This window comes from Kluyvera huaxiensis, from assembly GCF_040149365.1.
Taxonomy (GTDB): Bacteria; Pseudomonadota; Gammaproteobacteria; order Enterobacterales; family Enterobacteriaceae; genus Kluyvera; species Kluyvera intermedia_A.
The window spans coordinates 23,228-39,168 of the sequence record NZ_JBEFLV010000008.1 but is presented as its reverse complement, the minus strand read 5'-3'; the positions used below and the strand labels follow the sequence as shown (position 1 = coordinate 39,168).

Sequence of the window (15,941 nt, the reverse complement as noted above, 5' to 3'; positions counted from 1 at the left end):
TTTACTCCTGATCAATTTCAATTCGCTGAATCTGTAAACCGTCGTCGGCGACGATGCGCAGGTTGTCGCTATTGCACTGCGGGCAGCGCCGCACGTGTACCGACACCAGCTGGACATACTGCTGGCAGGCTTCACACCAGCACTCCGCTTCTTGCTCTTCAACGTGCAGTTCGCAGCCTTCAGCCAGCGTGCCGCGGCACACTAGGTCAAAACAAAAGGTCATCGCGCTGGTCTCGACGCAAGAAAACGCGCCAACCTTCATCCAGACGCCGGTGACGCGCTTTGCGCCGTTCTGTATTGCCTGCTGTTCGACAATTTCCAGCGCGCGCTGGCAGAGCGTAATTTCGTGCATGACGCCTCCTGTTTTCATTACTCGCAGACGTAATGCAATAACGATGCCAGAGATAGAAAAGCGGCTTCAAAGACTGTCGATGACGATGTCACTTTGACGAAATGACATGTCACTACAGACATGTCATAAGTATAAAAACTATAAAAATCATAGTGTTAAAAATGTGGCATGAAAAGTGCTTAGAAGGCTTGTTTCTATTAACCGGGTAACCGACATGACTATTTGGGAAATTAGCGAAAAGGCCGACTTTATCGCCGATCGTCACCGCCGCCATCAGGATCAATGGCGCGTGTACTGTAACTCTCTGGTTCAGGGGATCACGTTGTCAAAAGCGCGTCTGCATCACGCCATGAACTGCGCGCCGGAGAAAGAGCTGAGCTTCGTGCTGTTCGAACACTTTGTGGTGTCCGTGAGCCTGTCCGAAGGCTTTAACAGCCACACCGTGGAGTACTACGTAGAAACGCGTGATGGCCTGAATAAAGAGTGCGTAGCACGCGCCGAGCTTAACACCAGCGGCTTTATCGACGGGACCGTCAATATCCGCGACCGCGAGCAGGTGCTGGAACATTACCTGGATAAAATTTCTCCGGTATACAACACCTTGTATGCAGCGCTTGAGAGCGACAGCCCGGTCAATTTCGGCCAGTTGGCACGTGAACCTCAACGGGCAAATCTCGCCTGAAGTATCGGTGTGTCGACGGGTGTCGAAATGACACCTGCTCTGCATGATTTCGTCAAAAATGACTATCACCTGAGGAAGACCTGGTGAATCGTTTTGTAATTGCTGACTCTACCGTCTGTATTGGTTGCCGTACCTGTGAAGCGGCCTGCGCGGAAACGCATCGCCATCACGGCCTGCAATCAATGCCGCGGCTTAGAGTAATGCTCAATGAAAAAGAATCCGCGCCGCAGATGTGCCACCACTGCGAAGACGCGCCGTGTGCCGGGGTTTGCCCGGTAAATGCCATTACCCGCGTTGATGGGGCCGTACAGCTTAATGAAAGCCTGTGCGTGAGCTGCAAACTTTGCGGCATTGCCTGTCCGTTTGGCGCCATTGAATTTTCCGGCAGTCGCCCGCTGGATATCCCGGCGAATGCCAACTCCCCGAAAGCGCTGCCAGCGCCACCGGCTCCGGCACGCGTCAGTACGCTGCTCGACTGGGTGCCAGGCGTACGCGCTATCGCGGTGAAATGCGACCTGTGCCATTTCGATGAGCAAGGACCGGCCTGTGTTCGGACCTGCCCAACCAAAGCGCTGCACCTGGTCAATAACACCGACATCGCCCGCGCCAGCCGCCGTAAACGTGAGCTGACCTTCCACACCGATTTAGGCGATCTGTCGCTGTTCCAGACGCAACAAGGAGAGGTGAAATGAGCGTGATGACCTTAATCAATAGCGCAGTAGCGTGGTTCGCTTTTGCTGCGGTGCTCTCCTTTTTACTGTCGTTCAAGAAATCTCTCAGCGGCTTTGTCGCCGGGATCGGCGGCGCGCTGGGTAGCCTGTGTGCCGCACTGGCCGGGATTCAGGTGTTGATTCACGCCTTTCCGGTCATCGGCCAACTGTCGCTGGTGCATTACAGCGTGGTGGTCACGCCGCTGAACGCGGTTTGGTTGATTGCGCTGGGGCTGTGCGGCCTGTTCGTCAGTCTGTACAACATCGACTGGCATCGTCACCCGAACGTCAAAAATAACGGTCTGCTGGTCAACGTCCTGCTGGCGGCTGCCGTTTGCGCGATTGTGGCTGAAAGCTTCGGCTCCATGGTGGTGATGGCCGAAATCATGGCTCTGTGCGGTGCCTTCCTGACCGGCTGCGTCACCTCCGGCAAGCTGTGGTTTGCGCTCGGTCGCCTGGGCACTATTTTGCTGGCGATTGCCTGCCTGCTGCTGTGGCAACGCTACGACACGCTGGATCTGGCGCTGCTGGCTGAACGCGCGCAGATTCTGCCAATCGGTTCCGATATCTGGGTGCTGTGCGTGCTCGGTTTTGGCCTGCTGGCCGGGATTATCCCGCTGCACGGCTGGGTGCCTCAGGCGCACGCCAACGCCAGCGCACCGGCGGCGGCACTGTTCTCGGCGGTGGTGATGAAAGTCGGTCTGCTCGGCATTCTGATCATTTCACTGCTGGGCAACTCGCAGCCGCTGTGGTGGGGCATTGCGTTGCTGGTTCTCGGCATGATAACCGCTTTCGTCGGCGGCCTGTACGCGCTGATGGAACACAATATCCAGCGTTTGCTGGCGTATCACACCCTCGAAAATATCGGCATCATCCTGCTCGGTTTAGGCGTGGGCGTTACCGGTCTGGCATTACAACAGCCGGTGATGGTGGCGCTGGGTCTGGTCGGTGGTCTGTATCATCTGCTCAACCACAGCCTGTTTAAAACTACCCTGTTCCTCGGCGCGGGTGCGGTCTGGTTCCGTACCGGCCACCGCGACATCGAGAAGCTGGGTGGGATCGGTAAACGCATGCCGGTGATTTCACTGGCGATGCTGGTTGGCCTGATGGCGATGGCGGCACTGCCACCGCTGAACGGTTTTGCCGGTGAGTGGGTTATCTATCAATCCTTCTTCAAACTAAGCAATAGCGGCGCATTTGTCGGCCGCCTGCTGGGGCCTCTGCTGGCCGTTGGCCTGGCGATTACCGGCGCACTGGCGGTGATGTGTATGGCGAAAGTGTACGGCGTGACCTTCCTTGGCGCACCGCGCACTAAAGAGGCGGAAAACGCCTGCTGCGCGCCGCTGCTGATGGCGGCAAGTACCGTGGTGATGGCGCTGCTGTGCATTATCGGTGGTGTTGCTGCGCCGTGGCTGCTGCCGTTGCTGGGCACTGCCGTTCCGCTGCCAATCGAAACCGCGCATACCGTCGTTTCTCAGCCGATGATCACGCTGCTGCTGATTGCCTGCCCGCTGCTGCCGTTCATTATCCTCGCGCTGCTCAAAGGCAATCGCCTGCCGAGCCGTTCTCGTGGCGCCGCCTGGGTTTGTGGTTACGACCACGAACAATCGATGGTGATTACCGCGCACGGTTTTGCCATGCCGGTGAAACAGGCCTTTGCCCCGGTACTGAAATTGCGTAAGTGGCTCAACCCGGTTTCCCTGGTTCCGGGCTGGCAGAACGCGGCGGCGGCACCGCTGCTGCAACGTCTGGCGCTGGTTGAACTGGCGGTGCTGGTCGTGATTGTCATCTCTCAAGGAGCCTGAACATGACGGTCTTATTTGCTTTATTGCAGGCGCTGGTGCTGTTTGCCGTCGCGCCGCTGCTTTCCGGCATCACCCGCGTGCTGCGCGCACGGTTGCATAACCGTCGCGGCCCGGGCGTGATGCAGGAGTATCGCGACATCATCAAACTGCTGGGCCGTCAGAGTATTGGCCCGGACGCTTCCGGCTGGGTCTTCCGCCTGACGCCGTTTGTGATGGTTGGCGTGATGCTGACTATCGCCACCGCGCTGCCGGTGGTGACCGTAGCCTCACCGCTGCCGGGTTTGGGCGATCTGATTACGCTTATCTACCTGTTTGCCGTGGCGCGCTTCTTCTTCGCCATTGCCGGGCTGGATACCGGTAGCCCGTTCACCGCCATCGGCGCCAGCCGTGAAGCGATGCTCGGCGTGCTGGTGGAGCCGATGCTGCTGCTGGGTCTGTGGGTGGCGGCGCTGGTCGCCGGTTCAACCCATATCAGCAATATCACCGACGCCATCTACCATTGGCCGGCCAGCCGCAGCATTCCGCTGGTGCTGGCGTTCTGCGCCTGCGCCTTCGCCACCTTTATCGAAATGGGCAAGCTGCCGTTCGATCTGGCGGAAGCGGAGCAGGAGCTGCAGGAAGGCCCGCTGTCTGAATACAGCGGCAGCGGTTTCGGCGTGCTGAAGTGGGGCATTAGCCTGAAACAGCTGGTGGTGCTGCAAATGTTTGTTGGCGTCTTTATCCCGTGGGGCCAGATGACCAGCTTTAGCGTTGGCGGTCTGGTGCTGGCGGTGATTGCCGCCATCGTCAAGCTGGTGGTTGGCGTGCTGATTATTGCGCTGTTCGAAAACAGCATGGCGCGTCTGCGTCTGGATATCACTGGCCGCATCACCTGGACCGGGTTCGGTTTGGCCTTTTTAGCATTCGTCTCCTTGCTGGTGGCGTGATAAGAGAGTTTTGAGCATGTCTGAAGAAAAAGTGGGTCAACACTACCTCGCTGCGCTGCACCAGGCCTTTCCTGGCGTAGTGCTGGATGAAGCCTGGCAGACCAAAGACCAGTTAACGATTACCGTGAAGGTCAACTACCTGCCGGAAGTCGTCGAGTTTCTTTACTACCAGCAGGGCGGCTGGCTGTCGGTGTTATTCGGCAACGATGAACGTAAGCTGAACGGTCATTACGCCGTCTACTACGTGCTGTCGATGGAAAGTGGCACCAAATGCTGGGTCACCGTGCGCGTTGAAGTTGACGCTAACACCCTCGAATACCCGTCTGTCACGCCGCGCGTGCCGGCGGCGGTATGGGGCGAGCGTGAAGTGCGCGACATGTATGGCCTGATCCCGGTCGGCCTGCCGGACGAACGTCGTCTGGTGCTGCCGGACGATTGGCCGGACGAGCTGTATCCGCTGCGTAAAGACAGCATGGACTATCGTCAGCGCCCGGCACCGACTACCGATGCCGAGACCTACGAGTTCATCAACGAACTGGGCACCAAGAAAAACAACGTGGTGCCGATTGGTCCGCTGCACGTGACCTCCGATGAACCGGGCCACTTCCGCCTGTTCGTTGACGGCGAAAACATTATCGATGCCGACTACCGTCTGTTCTATGTCCACCGTGGCATGGAAAAACTGGCGGAAACCCGCATGGGTTACAACGAAGTGACCTTCCTGTCCGACCGCGTGTGCGGCATCTGTGGCTTTGCCCACAGCACCGCCTACACCACCTCCGTCGAGAACGCGATGGGCATCGTGGTGCCGGAACGCGCGCAGATGATCCGCGCTATTCTGCTGGAAGTTGAACGCCTGCACTCGCACCTATTGAACCTCGGCCTGGCCTGTCACTTCACCGGCTTCGACTCCGGCTTTATGCAGTTCTTCCGCGTCCGTGAAGCCTCCATGAAAATGGCGGAGATCCTGACCGGTGCACGTAAAACCTACGGTCTGAACCTGATTGGCGGTATCCGTCGTGACTTCCTGAAAGATGACATGATCCAGACTCGTCAACTGGCGCAACAGATGCGTCGTGACGTGCAGGATTTGGTGGATATTCTGCTCAGCACGCCAAACATGGAACAGCGCACCGTCGGTATCGGTCGTCTGGACCCGCAAATTGCCCGTGACTTCAGCAACGTCGGCCCAATGGTTCGCGCCAGCGGCCACGCCCGCGACACCCGCGCCGATCACCCGTTTGTTGGCTACGGTCTGCTGCCGATGGAAGTGCACAGCGAGCAGGGATGCGACGTTATTTCGCGCCTGAAAGTGCGTATCAACGAGGTGTTCACCGCGCTGAACATGATTGATTACGGCCTCGATAACCTGCCGGGCGGTCCGCTGGCGGTGGAAGGTTTCACCTATATTCCAAACCGCTTTGCGCTGGGCTTCTCCGAAGCGCCGCGCGGTGACGATATCCACTGGAGCATGACCGGTGACAACCAGAAGCTGTACCGCTGGCGCTGCCGCGCGGCGACCTACGCCAACTGGCCGACCCTGCGCTATATGCTGCGCGGGAACACCGTCTCCGATGCGCCGCTGATTATCGGTAGCCTCGACCCTTGCTACTCCTGTACCGACCGCATGACCGTGGTCGATGTACGTAAGAAAAAGAGCAAGGTCGTGCCGTACAAAGAGCTTGAGCGCTACAGCATCGAGCGTAAGAACTCGCCGCTGAAATAATTGGGCCTTTGTGTGAGGGCCCCTCACCGCGACCCTCTCCCCCTAGGGGCGAGGGGAAGGGCAGACCGGGTTCGGGTTAACCGACTACGCCGTTCTGTCCCCTCTTCCTTTAAGGGAGAGGGCTAGGGTGAGGGTAAAACACCGCACACAAGCTGGGAGCAACTATGTTTACCTTTATTAAAAAAGCCATAAAAACCGGCGTCACGACATCCTCCTATCCGCTGGAGCCGATGCCGGTTGATAAAAACTTTCGCGGCAAGCCGGAACACAATCCGCAGCAGTGTATCGGCTGCGCGGCGTGCGTTAACGCCTGCCCGTCGAATGCGCTGACGGTGGAAACCGACCGCGTGACTAACCAACTGGCGTGGCAGTTCAACCTTGGGCGCTGCATTTTCTGCGGTCGTTGCGAGGAAGTGTGCCCGACGGCGGCCATCAAGCTGTCGCAGGAGTATGAGCTGGCGGTGTGGAAGAAAGAGGATTTTCTCCAGCAGTCGCGCTTTGATATCTGCAACTGCCGCGTCTGCCAGCGTCCGTTTGCGGTGCAAAAAGAGATTGATTACGCCATTGCGCTGTTAAAACACAATGGCGACAGCCGCGCGGAAAACCACCGCGAGAGCTTTGAGACCTGCCCGGAATGTAAGCGTCAGAAATGTTTGGTGCCTTCCGACCGTATTGACCTGACTCGCCACATGAAAGGGGCTATCTGATGAGCAACCTAATCGGGCCACGCGACGACAACGGCATGCCGGTGCCGATGACGGTAGATGAATCTATCGCCAGCATGAAAGCGTCGCTGTTAAAAAATATCAAGCGTTCTGCCTACGTTTACCGCGTGGACTGCGGCGGCTGTAACGGCTGTGAAATCGAAATTTTCGCCACCCTGTCGCCACTGTTCGATGCCGAGCGTTTTGGTATCAAAGTGGTGCCATCGCCGCGTCACGCTGACATTCTGCTGTTCACTGGTGCCGTCACCCGCGCCATGCGTTCTCCGGCGCTGCGCGCCTGGCAGTCCGCGCCGGACCCAAAAATCTGTATCTCCTACGGGGCCTGCGGTAACAGCGGCGGGATCTTCCACGACCTGTACTGCGTCTGGGGCGGCACTGACAAAATCGTGCCGGTCGACGTGTATATCCCAGGCTGCCCGCCAACCCCTGCGGCGACGCTGTACGGCTTCGCCATGGCGCTAGGCCTGCTGGAGCAAAAAATCCACGCCCGTGCACCGGGTGAATTAGACGCACAGCCAGCCGAAATTCTGCATCCGGATATGGTCCAGCCGCTGCGCGTGCAGATTGACCGTGCCGCACGTCGCCTGGCCGGATACCGCTATGGTCGCCAGATTGCCGACGACTATATGCTGCATCTGAACCAGGGTGATGCCCAGGTTCAGCAATGGCTGACCACGGAAAACGATCCGCGTCTGACGGAAATCGTCACGCAACTGAGTCACGTAGTAGAAGAGGCACGCATTCGATGAGCGAACAGGTGGTGTTCAGTCAACTGAGCCGTAAATTTATTGATGAGAACGATGCCACGCCCGATGAGGCGCAGCAGGTTGTCTATTACAGCCTGGCGATTGGCCACCACCTCGGGGTCATCGACTGCCTCGAAGCCGCGCTGACCTGCCCGTGGGATGAATATCTGGCGTGGATTGGCACGCTGGAGGCGGGCAGTACGGCGCGGCGTAAAATGGAAGGCGTGCCGAAATACGGTGAAATCGTTATCGACAGCAACCACGTGTCGATGCTGGCGAACGCGTTTGATAAAGCGCGGGCGTCACAAACATCGGCGCAGCAGGAGTGGAGCCAGTCGATGCTCAATATGCTGCACGCCATCCACCAGGAGAGCGCCATCTATTTGATGGTGCGTCGCCTGCGCGACTGAATTTTTGAAGATTGAGGAATCAACATGACTGACGTTTTACTCTGTGTCGGTAACAGCATGATGGGCGACGACGGCGCGGGCCCGCTGCTGGCAGAAATGTGCGCGGCCCAGCCGAAAGGGGCGTGGGTTGTGATAGACGGCGGCAGTGCGCCGGAAAATGATATCGTAGCCATTCGCGAACTGAACCCGTCGCGGCTGCTGATTGTTGATGCTACCGATATGGGGCTCAATCCCGGAGAGATGCGCATTATCGACCCGGATGACATCGCCGAAATGTTTATGATGACCACCCATAACATGCCGCTGAACTACCTGGTCGATCAGCTGAAAGAAGATGTGGGGGAGGTGATTTTCCTTGGCATCCAGCCGGATATCGTTGGTTTTTATTACCCGATGACCCAGGCAATTAAAGATGCGGTGGAAGTGGTTTATCAGCGTCTGGAAGGCTGGAAAGGGCACGGTGGATTTGCGCAGTTAGAAGCAGAGTTTGAAGACGAGGAGTAGTTTGTACCCTCACCCCAGCCCTCTCCCTGAAAGGGAGAGGGGGCGCAATGTGCCCGTCTTCCTGTCTGAAATCCGCATTAACACCGAAGCACTGACTGTCCCTTCGTCCCTTTGGGGAGAGGGTGAGGGGATGTTGTGGCACCGAGTTGAACCCTCACCCCAGCCCTCTCCCTTAAAAAGGGAGAGGGGGCGCAATGTGCCAGTATTCCCATTTGAAACCAGTATTAACACCGAAGCACTGACGGTCCCCTCGCCCCTTTGGTGAGAGGGTTAGGGTGAGGGGAAAACCGGCTTCTATGCTAAATCTTCGCCGTTGCTGGCAATTACCTTCTTATACCACCAGAACGATTTCTTGCGCGTGCGCGCCAGCGTGCCGTTCCCGGCGTCGTCGCGGTCGACGTAGACAAACCCGTAGCGTTTACTCATCTCGCCGGTTGACGCGGCCACCAGGTCAATACAGCCCCAGGTGGTGTAGCCAATCACCGGAATACCGTCTTCAATGGCGTCACCCATGGCGCGGATGTGTTCGCGCAGATAGCTGATGCGATAATCGTCGTCAATTTGCCCGTTGGCATTCACCACGTCTTTCGCGCCCAGGCCGTTTTCCACCAGGAATAGCGGCTTCTGGTAGCGGTCGTACATCATGTTCATGGTGATACGCAGACCCAGCGGGTCGATACCCCAGCCCCATTCGCTGGCCTCGATATAAGGGTTTTTCAGCGACTTAACGATATTCGCCGCGTTGGTGTTGTTGGCGTTCATCTCCGCCGACGCACAGCGCGAGGCGTAGTAGCTAAACGACACGAAATCGACGGTATGCTTCAGCGCTTCGTCATCCCCGGCTTCTTTGGCGATGGTCACGCCTTTTTCGCGGAACACTCGTGCGGAATAGGCCGGATAAGCGCCGCGCGCCTGCACGTCGATAAAGAACAGATTCTCGCGGTCCTTTTCCAGCGCCGTCCACACGTCTTCCGGCTTGCAGGAATAAGGGTAGAAATTGCCGCCCGCCAGCATACAGCCAACCTGGTTTCGCGGATTCACCTCATGGGCGATTTGGGTCGCCAACGCGCTCGCCACCAGTTCGTGGTGCGCTGCCTGGTACTTCACCTGATCCTGATTCTCGCCCTCTTCAAACACCAGCCCGGCACCGGAGAATGGGCTGTGCAGCATGATGTTGATTTCGTTGAAGGTCAGCCAATATTTCACCAGCCCGTCGAAGGCCTCAAAGCAGGTACGCGCATAGCGGGTGAAAAACTCCACCATTTTGCGGTTACGCCATGAACCATATTCGGTGACCAGATGCATCGGCACGTCAAAGTGACAGAGGGTCACCAGCGGCTCAATGCCGTACTTTTTGCATTCACGGAACAGGTCACGATAGAAGGCAATGCCTTCTTCGTTTGGCGTCAGCTCATCGCCGTTCGGATACAGGCGGCTCCAGGCGATGGAGGTGCGAAATACGCTAAACCCCATCTCGGCCATCAGGGCGATATCCTCTTTGTAGCGATGATAGAAATCGATCGCCTGATGGCTCGGGTAGAACTCATCGTCACGTAGCGCAAAGCGCTTTTCCTGGCCGAGTTTAACCGGCAGGCGGTTGCTTCCGTGGGGGATCATATCCACGGTGGTCAGCCCTTTGCCGCCCTCAAGATAGGCCCCTTCGGCCTGGTTGGCGGCTAGCGCGCCGCCCCAGAGAAAGCCTTGCGGAAATGTCGACATGCGTTACCTCGCTTAAAAATCAGGAAATTTGTGTGGCCGTGTTGCCTGCGGGCTGAGTGGCCTGACGCTTGCGCGCGTCGGCGGCGGCGTCCTCAACCGGGATATCTTCAAAGCCCAGAATCAGCGTCAGCACGAATGACAGCACCACTGCCAGCGCCATCACGCCGAAGACCCAGACGATAGTCATTGGATTTGACGGGTCGAAGAACTGCACGCTGGTGAATAGGCCTGGTGCAGCCATTGAATGGCTGGCAAGACCGACGGCACCGGCGATACCGCCGCAGATAAAGCCGCTAATCAGGCTAGCAATCAGCGGGCGCTTCAGACGAATGGCGACGCCGTACAGCGCAGGCTCAGAAATACCGGCCAGAATGGCGGACGCGGCTGCGGCCAGCGCGGTCTGGCGCAGTTCCGGGTTTTTGGTTTTCCAGGCGACCGCCAGCGATGAGCCGCCGAGCGACAGGTTGGCGCCGATTTCTGACGGCATCACCATCCCTTCTTTGCCGGTTTCGGCAATAGTCTGAATGATGGTTGGGGTAAAGACGCGGTGCATCCCGGTCATCACCAGCAGCGGCCACAGCGCGCCCATAATGGCGACGGACAGCCAGCCGAGATAGCCGTGAATGGTATACACCAGCGCGGAGATAGCGCTACCGATCCAGATACCGATAGGGCCGATCAGCAGGATCGCCAGCGGCGCGGCAATCAGCACAATCAGCATCGGCTTGAGGAAGTTTTTGGTCACCGCCGGGGTAATTTTATCCACCCAACGCTCGATGTAGGACAGACACCAGGTCATCACCAGCGCCGGGATCACCGTGTAGGTGTATTTCACCGCCGTTACCGGAATAAAGGCGAACTCAACGTGCTCGCCCTGCGCCGCTTTCGCCATCAGCTCAATAAAGCTCGGGTGCACCAGCACCCCGGCGATAGCGATGGCCAGCGACATATTGGTTTTGAATTTAACCGCCGCAGAAGCGGCAACCATCAGCGGCAGGAAGAAGAACGCGCCATCGCCAATCACCGTCAGAATGGTTAGCGTCGGTGCGCCTTTTGGCAGCACGCCGCTCATCTCGAGGATCATCGCCAGCAGTTTAACCATCGATCCGCCGATAATGGCGGGGATCAGCGGCGACATGGTGCCGATCAGCGCGTCGAGGATCCCGGCGCCGATGCGTTTTAAGGTGAGCTTCGGTTTCCCAACCGGCGCAGCAGGCTGCATATCGCCCGGCAGCAGGCTTACCACTTCGCGGAAAGCCTGTGAAACGGTGTTGCCGATAATCACCTGGCACTGATTGTCGTTACGCACCACGCCCATCACGCCGCTGATGCCTTTAAGGGTGGCGCTATCCACCTGCGCTTCGTCTTTCAGCACGAAACGCAGACGAGTCATACAGTGGGTCACGGCGGTGATGTTATCCACGCCGCCCAGCGCGCCGACGACGGATTGCGCCAGAGCCGCATAATTTTTAGACATCGGATTTTATCCTGTTTTATCAGTAGGGTACTTTTCGTCCATCGCCGGGAATGACGCGGGAATGAAACGCTGTATAGGAAACCGGTTCCACATAATCATCTTGTGTTTATTTTGTTATCTCAAGATATAAATTTTGTTTTTAATTTATTCGTGAAACCGATCACACAAACTGATTGTGGTTAAATTCCGACCGCTTCCGCAGTTGCTGAAAAACACCAAACGGTGAAGTACACTGCGGGCAAATGATTTTTCAAGGATATCTATCATGACGACGATGCTGGAGGTGGCGCGACGGGCGGGCGTCTCGAAAGCCACCGTCTCCCGGGTGCTGTCGGGAAACGGCTACGTGAGCCAGGAGACCAAAGACCGGGTGTTTCTGGCGATAGAAGAGAGCGGCTATCGGCCGAATTTGCTGGCGCGCAATCTGGCGACCAAAAAGACCCAAACGCTGGGGCTGGTGGTGACTAACACGCTGTACCACGGCGTTTACTTTAGCGAACTGCTGTTTCATGCCGCGAGCATGACCGAAGCGCAGGGGCGGCGGCTGATTCTGGCGGATGGCAAACACAGCGCGCAGGAAGAACGCGAGGCGATCCAGTATCTGCTCGATCTGCGCTGCGACGGCATCATTATTTATCCGCGCTTTTTAAGCGTCGACGAAATTGACGATATTATTCAACAGCAGCAACAGCCGGTGCTGGTGATTAACCGTCGGCTGCGGCGCAACAGCAGCCACTGCGTCTACTGCGATCAGAAATCTGCCAGCCAGCAGGCGGTGGAAAAACTCATTGCCCGCGGTCACCGCGACATCGCCTTTATCACCGGTTCGCTGGATTCGCCTACCGGCATTGAGCGTCTTTCCGGCTATAAAGATGCGCTGACAAAGCACGGCATTGCGGTACGTGACGAGCTGATTGTCGAAGGAAAATGGACCCCGGCGACCGGTGCGGCGGGGGTGGATACGCTGCGCGAACGTCAGGTCAGCTTTAGCGCGCTGGTCGCCAGCAATGACGATATGGCGGTAGGGGCCATCAAGCGACTTCACGCCCATGGCATCAGCGTCCCGCAGCAGGTGTCGGTGATTGGTTTTGATGATATTGCGCTGGCGCCCTATATGATCCCGGCGCTATCGAGCGTGCGTATCCCGGTCACACAGATGATTAAAGAGACCATCAACCGGCTTATTTTTATGCTCGACGGCGGTGACTTTAAGTATCAACAGACCTTCCCCGGCGAGCTGATTGAACGCGATTCGATTGTTTCTGGGCCTCACGCCTAATCTCGTCAACTGTCATCGTCATTAATGACGATGACAGCCTTTCTTGTCGTCTTCTTCAAAAAATAACGTTAATAATCAGCTTGATAAAAGTTGGCTCGATTAATGCATTCTCCCGCTCAATTCATTGTCATTGCTGGAGAAGTTGATGAACCGTTTCATCATTGCTGATGCGAGTAAATGTATTGGCTGCCGGACATGCGAAGTCGCATGTGTGGTTTCCCACCAGGAAGATCAGGACTGCGCAGCCCTGACACCACAATCTTTCCTGCCGCGTATCCACGTTATTAAAGGGATGGATGTTTCCACCGCCACCGCTTGTCGCCAGTGCGAAGACGCCCCGTGCGCCAACGTCTGCCCGAACGGTGCGATTATCCGCGACAAAGGTTTTATTCACGTCATGCAGGAACGCTGCATTGGCTGTAAAACCTGCGTTGTGGCGTGCCCGTACGGCGCGATGGAAGTGGTGGTGCGTCCTGTGGTGCGTAACACGGGGTCCGGACTGAAAATTCGCGCGGAAAAAGCGGAAGCCAACAAGTGCGACCTGTGCTTCCACCGCGAAGCCGGCCCAGCCTGTATGGAAGCCTGCCCGACCCACGCGCTGTTCTGCGTTGACCGCGACAAACTTGAGCAACTGAGTGCAGAAAAGCGCCGCCGTACTGCGCTTGATGTCGCCACGTCGATCTCTTTTTAAAATCCCTTAATTTCTCTTTTAACAGGTCTGTTATTGATGAAAAAAATCACGAGTGTATGCCCTTACTGTGGCGCGGGTTGTAAGCTGAAACTGGTTGTTGACCACGGTAAAATTATCCGTGCCGAAGCCGCTGACGGTAAAACCAACCAAAACGAACTGTGTCTGAAAGGCTACTACGGCTGGGACTTCCTCAACGATACCAAGCTGCTGACGCCACGATTAACACAGCCGATGATCCGCTATGAAAAGGGCGGCAAATTCACTCCCGTGAGCTGGGATGAGGCGATTCGCTACACCGCGAAGCGTCTTGGCGATATTAAAGCCAAATTCGGGCCGCGCGCGATTATGACTACCGGGTCATCGCGCGGCACCGGCAATGAAACCAACTATGTGATGCAAAAATTTGCTCGCGGCGTGCTGCATACCAACAACGTCGACTGCTGTGCGCGCGTGTGCCACGGCCCGTCGGTGGCAGGGTTGCAGGACGTGCTGGGCAACGGCGCGATGAGTAACAGCATTGGCGATATCGAAAACTCGCGCTGCCTGCTGGTCTTTGGCTACAACTGTGCGGATTCGCACCCGATCGTGGCGCGTCGCGTCATTAAGGCTAAAGACAAAGGGGCCAAAATTATCGTCTGCGATCCGCGGCGCATTGAAACCGCGCGTATCGCCGACCAGCATCTGCAGATGCGTAACGGCAGCAACATGGCGCTGGTGAACGCTTTTGCCCACGTGCTGCTGGAAGAGAATCTCTACGACCAGGAATACGTGGCGCGCTTTACCACCGGGCTTGATGAAATGCGCGAAGTGGTCAAAGACTACGCGCCGGAAGCGGTAGAACATCTGACCGGTATCCCGGCGCAGCAGGTTCGTCAGGCGATGCGTACCTACGCCGCCGCACCGTCCGCCACCATCATGTGGGGGATGGGCGTCACCCAGTTCGGTCAGGCGGTCGACGTGGTGAAAGGGCTGGCAAGCCTGGCGCTGCTGACCGGTAATCTCGGTCGTGAAAGCGTCGGCGTTGGCCCGGTTCGTGGGCAAAACAACGTCCAGGGCGCATGCGACATGGGCGTGCTGCCAAACCAGTTCCCGGGCTATCAGGACGTGGTTGACCCCGCAGTCCGCGAGAAATTCGCCAACGCGTGGGGCATTGATGCCAGCCTGATGGACGACAAAGTCGGCGTGCGTATTACCGAAGTGCCGCATCTGGCGCTGGAAGGGAAGGTGAAAGCCTACTACATCATGGGCGAAGATCCGCTGCAAACCGAGGCTGATTTAGGGCTGGTGCGCAAAGGGTTTGAAGCCCTCGACTTCGTGGTGGTGCAGGACATCTTTATGACCAAAACCGCCGAGCAGGCCGACGTATTGCTGCCAGCCACCTCGTGGGGCGAACATGGTGGCGTCTTTACCTGCGCCGACCGTGGCTTCCAGCGCTTCGAAAAAGCTATCGAACCGACCTACAACGTCAAACGTGATTGGGAAATTATCAGCCTGCTGGCCCGCGAAATGGGCTACCCAATGCATTACGACGATAATCAGCAAATCTGGGACGAAATGCGCGAGCTGTGCCCGCTGTTCTACGGCGTTACCTACGAGAAAATGGGTGATATGGGCCACGTACAGTGGCCGTGCCCGACGCTCGATCATCCGGGTACCCAGTACCTGTATGAAGGTAATCAGTTCGCGACGCCGGACGGCAAGGGACACCTGTTTGCCGCACAGTGGCGCGCCCCGGCTGAAATCCCGGATGCGGAATACCCGCTGGTGCTCTGCACCGTGCGTGAAGTGGGCCACTATTCGTGCCGTTCAATGACCGGCAACTGCGCGGCGCTGCAATCGCTGGCCGATGAGCCGGGGTTCGTGCAAATAAACCCAACGGATGCGCAGCTGCTGAATATTCGTGATCAGCAGTTGGTGTGGGTCTCTTCACGTCGCGGCAAAGTGATTAGCCGCGCCAACGTCAGCGAACGTATCAACCACGGCAGCGTGTACATGACCTACCAATGGTGGATTGGCGCCTGCAACGAACTGACCCAGGATAACCTCGATCCGATTTCGAAAACGCCGGAAACCAAATACTGCGCGGTGAAGGTCGAAGCGATTGACGATCAGACCTGGGCCGAAAACTATGCGCAACAAAGCTATCAGTCGATGAAAACGCGTCTGAAAGTCGCGGCGCTCGGGTAAAA

15 protein-coding genes are annotated in these 15,941 nt (G+C 57.3%); 12 read left to right on the top strand and 3 right to left on the bottom strand.

Annotation, left to right across the window (positions count from 1 at the left end):
• Position 1: 1 nt before the first annotated feature.
• Positions 2–352 (bottom strand): hydrogenase maturation nickel metallochaperone HypA, encoded by a 351-nt coding sequence (gene hypA / locus ABOC97_RS10225; protein ID WP_349597074.1) that lies wholly within the window; start codon positions 350–352, stop codon positions 2–4.
• 214 nt (positions 353–566) lie between these two features.
• Between hypA and hycA the strand changes: the two genes are divergently transcribed.
• The 9 genes from hycA to hycI all read left to right on the top strand — a co-directional run bounded on the left by hycA (position 567) and on the right by hycI (position 8,586).
• The gene (gene hycA / locus ABOC97_RS10220) at positions 567–1,034 is read left to right on the top strand and encodes a formate hydrogenlyase regulator HycA (RefSeq protein WP_234506762.1); all 468 of its coding nucleotides are present in this window, start codon (positions 567–569) and stop codon (positions 1,032–1,034) included.
• Between the two features lie 83 nt (positions 1,035–1,117).
• The gene (locus tag ABOC97_RS10215; RefSeq protein ID WP_061284731.1) at positions 1,118–1,726 is read left to right on the top strand and encodes a 4Fe-4S dicluster domain-containing protein; all 609 of its coding nucleotides are present in this window, start codon (positions 1,118–1,120) and stop codon (positions 1,724–1,726) included.
• Positions 1,723–3,549 (top strand): formate hydrogenlyase subunit 3, encoded by a 1,827-nt coding sequence (gene hycC / locus ABOC97_RS10210; protein ID WP_349597069.1) that lies wholly within the window; start codon positions 1,723–1,725, stop codon positions 3,547–3,549. Before ABOC97_RS10215 ends, hycC begins: the two co-directional genes overlap by 4 nt.
• A gap of 2 nt (positions 3,550–3,551) precedes the next feature.
• Positions 3,552–4,475: a respiratory chain complex I subunit 1 family protein gene (locus ABOC97_RS10205; RefSeq protein WP_061284729.1), complete on the top strand. Its 924-nt coding sequence runs from the start codon at positions 3,552–3,554 to the stop codon at positions 4,473–4,475.
• A gap of 16 nt (positions 4,476–4,491) precedes the next feature.
• A complete protein-coding gene (gene hycE / locus ABOC97_RS10200) occupies positions 4,492–6,201 on the top strand; it encodes a formate hydrogenlyase subunit HycE (protein WP_349597066.1) in 1,710 nt (569 codons plus the stop codon).
• Between the two features lie 164 nt (positions 6,202–6,365).
• A complete protein-coding gene (locus ABOC97_RS10195) occupies positions 6,366–6,908 on the top strand; it encodes a formate hydrogenlyase complex iron-sulfur subunit (RefSeq protein ID WP_052282189.1) in 543 nt (180 codons plus the stop codon).
• Entirely contained in the window at positions 6,908–7,675 is a 768-nt protein-coding gene (locus ABOC97_RS10190; protein WP_349597063.1) for an NADH-quinone oxidoreductase subunit B family protein, read from the top strand. Before ABOC97_RS10195 ends, ABOC97_RS10190 begins: the two co-directional genes overlap by 1 nt.
• Positions 7,672–8,082, top strand: coding sequence for a formate hydrogenlyase maturation HycH family protein (locus ABOC97_RS10185; RefSeq protein WP_349597060.1), 411 nt, complete (start codon positions 7,672–7,674; stop codon positions 8,080–8,082). Before ABOC97_RS10190 ends, ABOC97_RS10185 begins: the two co-directional genes overlap by 4 nt.
• A 24-nt stretch (positions 8,083–8,106) precedes the next feature.
• Positions 8,107–8,586, top strand: coding sequence for a hydrogenase maturation peptidase HycI (gene hycI, locus ABOC97_RS10180; RefSeq protein WP_349597057.1), 480 nt, complete (start codon positions 8,107–8,109; stop codon positions 8,584–8,586).
• A 294-nt stretch (positions 8,587–8,880) separates the two neighbouring features.
• On the opposite strand, the gene ABOC97_RS10175 is transcribed toward hycI, so the two are convergent.
• Together ABOC97_RS10175 and ascF are read right to left on the bottom strand one after the other, a co-directional pair.
• The gene (locus ABOC97_RS10175; protein ID WP_349597054.1) at positions 8,881–10,305 is read right to left on the bottom strand and encodes a 6-phospho-beta-glucosidase; all 1,425 of its coding nucleotides are present in this window, start codon (positions 10,303–10,305) and stop codon (positions 8,881–8,883) included.
• A gap of 19 nt (positions 10,306–10,324) precedes the next feature.
• Positions 10,325–11,782 carry a PTS cellobiose/arbutin/salicin transporter subunit IIBC gene (gene ascF / locus ABOC97_RS10170; RefSeq protein ID WP_349597051.1) on the bottom strand — a complete coding sequence of 486 codons (1,458 nt, stop codon included), beginning with the start codon at positions 11,780–11,782 and terminating at the stop codon, positions 10,325–10,327.
• Positions 11,783–12,047: 265 nt separating this feature from the next.
• Between ascF and ABOC97_RS10165 the strand changes: the two genes are divergently transcribed.
• The 3 genes from ABOC97_RS10165 (at position 12,048) to fdhF (ending at position 15,939) form a co-directional block, all read left to right on the top strand.
• Entirely contained in the window at positions 12,048–13,061 is a 1,014-nt protein-coding gene (locus ABOC97_RS10165; protein ID WP_349597047.1) for a LacI family DNA-binding transcriptional regulator, read from the top strand.
• Between the two features lie 145 nt (positions 13,062–13,206).
• Positions 13,207–13,752, top strand: coding sequence for an electron transport protein HydN (hydN, locus tag ABOC97_RS10160; RefSeq protein WP_349597044.1), 546 nt, complete (start codon positions 13,207–13,209; stop codon positions 13,750–13,752).
• Positions 13,753–13,788: 36 nt separating this feature from the next.
• Positions 13,789–15,939 (top strand): formate dehydrogenase subunit alpha, encoded by a 2,151-nt coding sequence (fdhF, locus tag ABOC97_RS10155; protein ID WP_349597041.1) that lies wholly within the window; start codon positions 13,789–13,791, stop codon positions 15,937–15,939.
• Positions 15,940–15,941: the final 2 nt, after the last annotated feature.

Excerpts from the sequence above, each read along its gene's own strand:
- hycI (WP_349597057.1), top strand. The coding sequence starts at position 8,107 with ATGACTGACGTTTTACTCTGTGTCGGTAACAGCATGATGGGCGACGAC.
- hycC (WP_349597069.1), top strand. The coding sequence starts at position 1,723 with ATGAGCGTGATGACCTTAATCAATAGCGCAGTAGCGTGGTTCGCTTTT.
- hycA (WP_234506762.1), top strand. The coding sequence starts at position 567 with ATGACTATTTGGGAAATTAGCGAAAAGGCCGACTTTATCGCCGATCGT.
- ABOC97_RS10185 (WP_349597060.1), top strand. The coding sequence starts at position 7,672 with ATGAGCGAACAGGTGGTGTTCAGTCAACTGAGCCGTAAATTTATTGAT.
- ABOC97_RS10205 (WP_061284729.1), top strand. The coding sequence starts at position 3,552 with ATGACGGTCTTATTTGCTTTATTGCAGGCGCTGGTGCTGTTTGCCGTC.
- ABOC97_RS10165 (WP_349597047.1), top strand. The coding sequence starts at position 12,048 with ATGACGACGATGCTGGAGGTGGCGCGACGGGCGGGCGTCTCGAAAGCC.
- hydN (WP_349597044.1), top strand. The coding sequence starts at position 13,207 with ATGAACCGTTTCATCATTGCTGATGCGAGTAAATGTATTGGCTGCCGG.
- ABOC97_RS10190 (WP_349597063.1), top strand. The coding sequence starts at position 6,908 with ATGAGCAACCTAATCGGGCCACGCGACGACAACGGCATGCCGGTGCCG.
- ABOC97_RS10175 (WP_349597054.1), bottom strand. The coding sequence starts at position 10,305 with ATGTCGACATTTCCGCAAGGCTTTCTCTGGGGCGGCGCGCTAGCCGCC.
- ABOC97_RS10195 (WP_052282189.1), top strand. The coding sequence starts at position 6,366 with ATGTTTACCTTTATTAAAAAAGCCATAAAAACCGGCGTCACGACATCC.
- ascF (WP_349597051.1), bottom strand. The coding sequence starts at position 11,782 with ATGTCTAAAAATTATGCGGCTCTGGCGCAATCCGTCGTCGGCGCGCTG.
- fdhF (WP_349597041.1), top strand. The coding sequence starts at position 13,789 with ATGAAAAAAATCACGAGTGTATGCCCTTACTGTGGCGCGGGTTGTAAG.
- hypA (WP_349597074.1), bottom strand. The coding sequence starts at position 352 with ATGCACGAAATTACGCTCTGCCAGCGCGCGCTGGAAATTGTCGAACAG.
- hycE (WP_349597066.1), top strand. The coding sequence starts at position 4,492 with ATGTCTGAAGAAAAAGTGGGTCAACACTACCTCGCTGCGCTGCACCAG.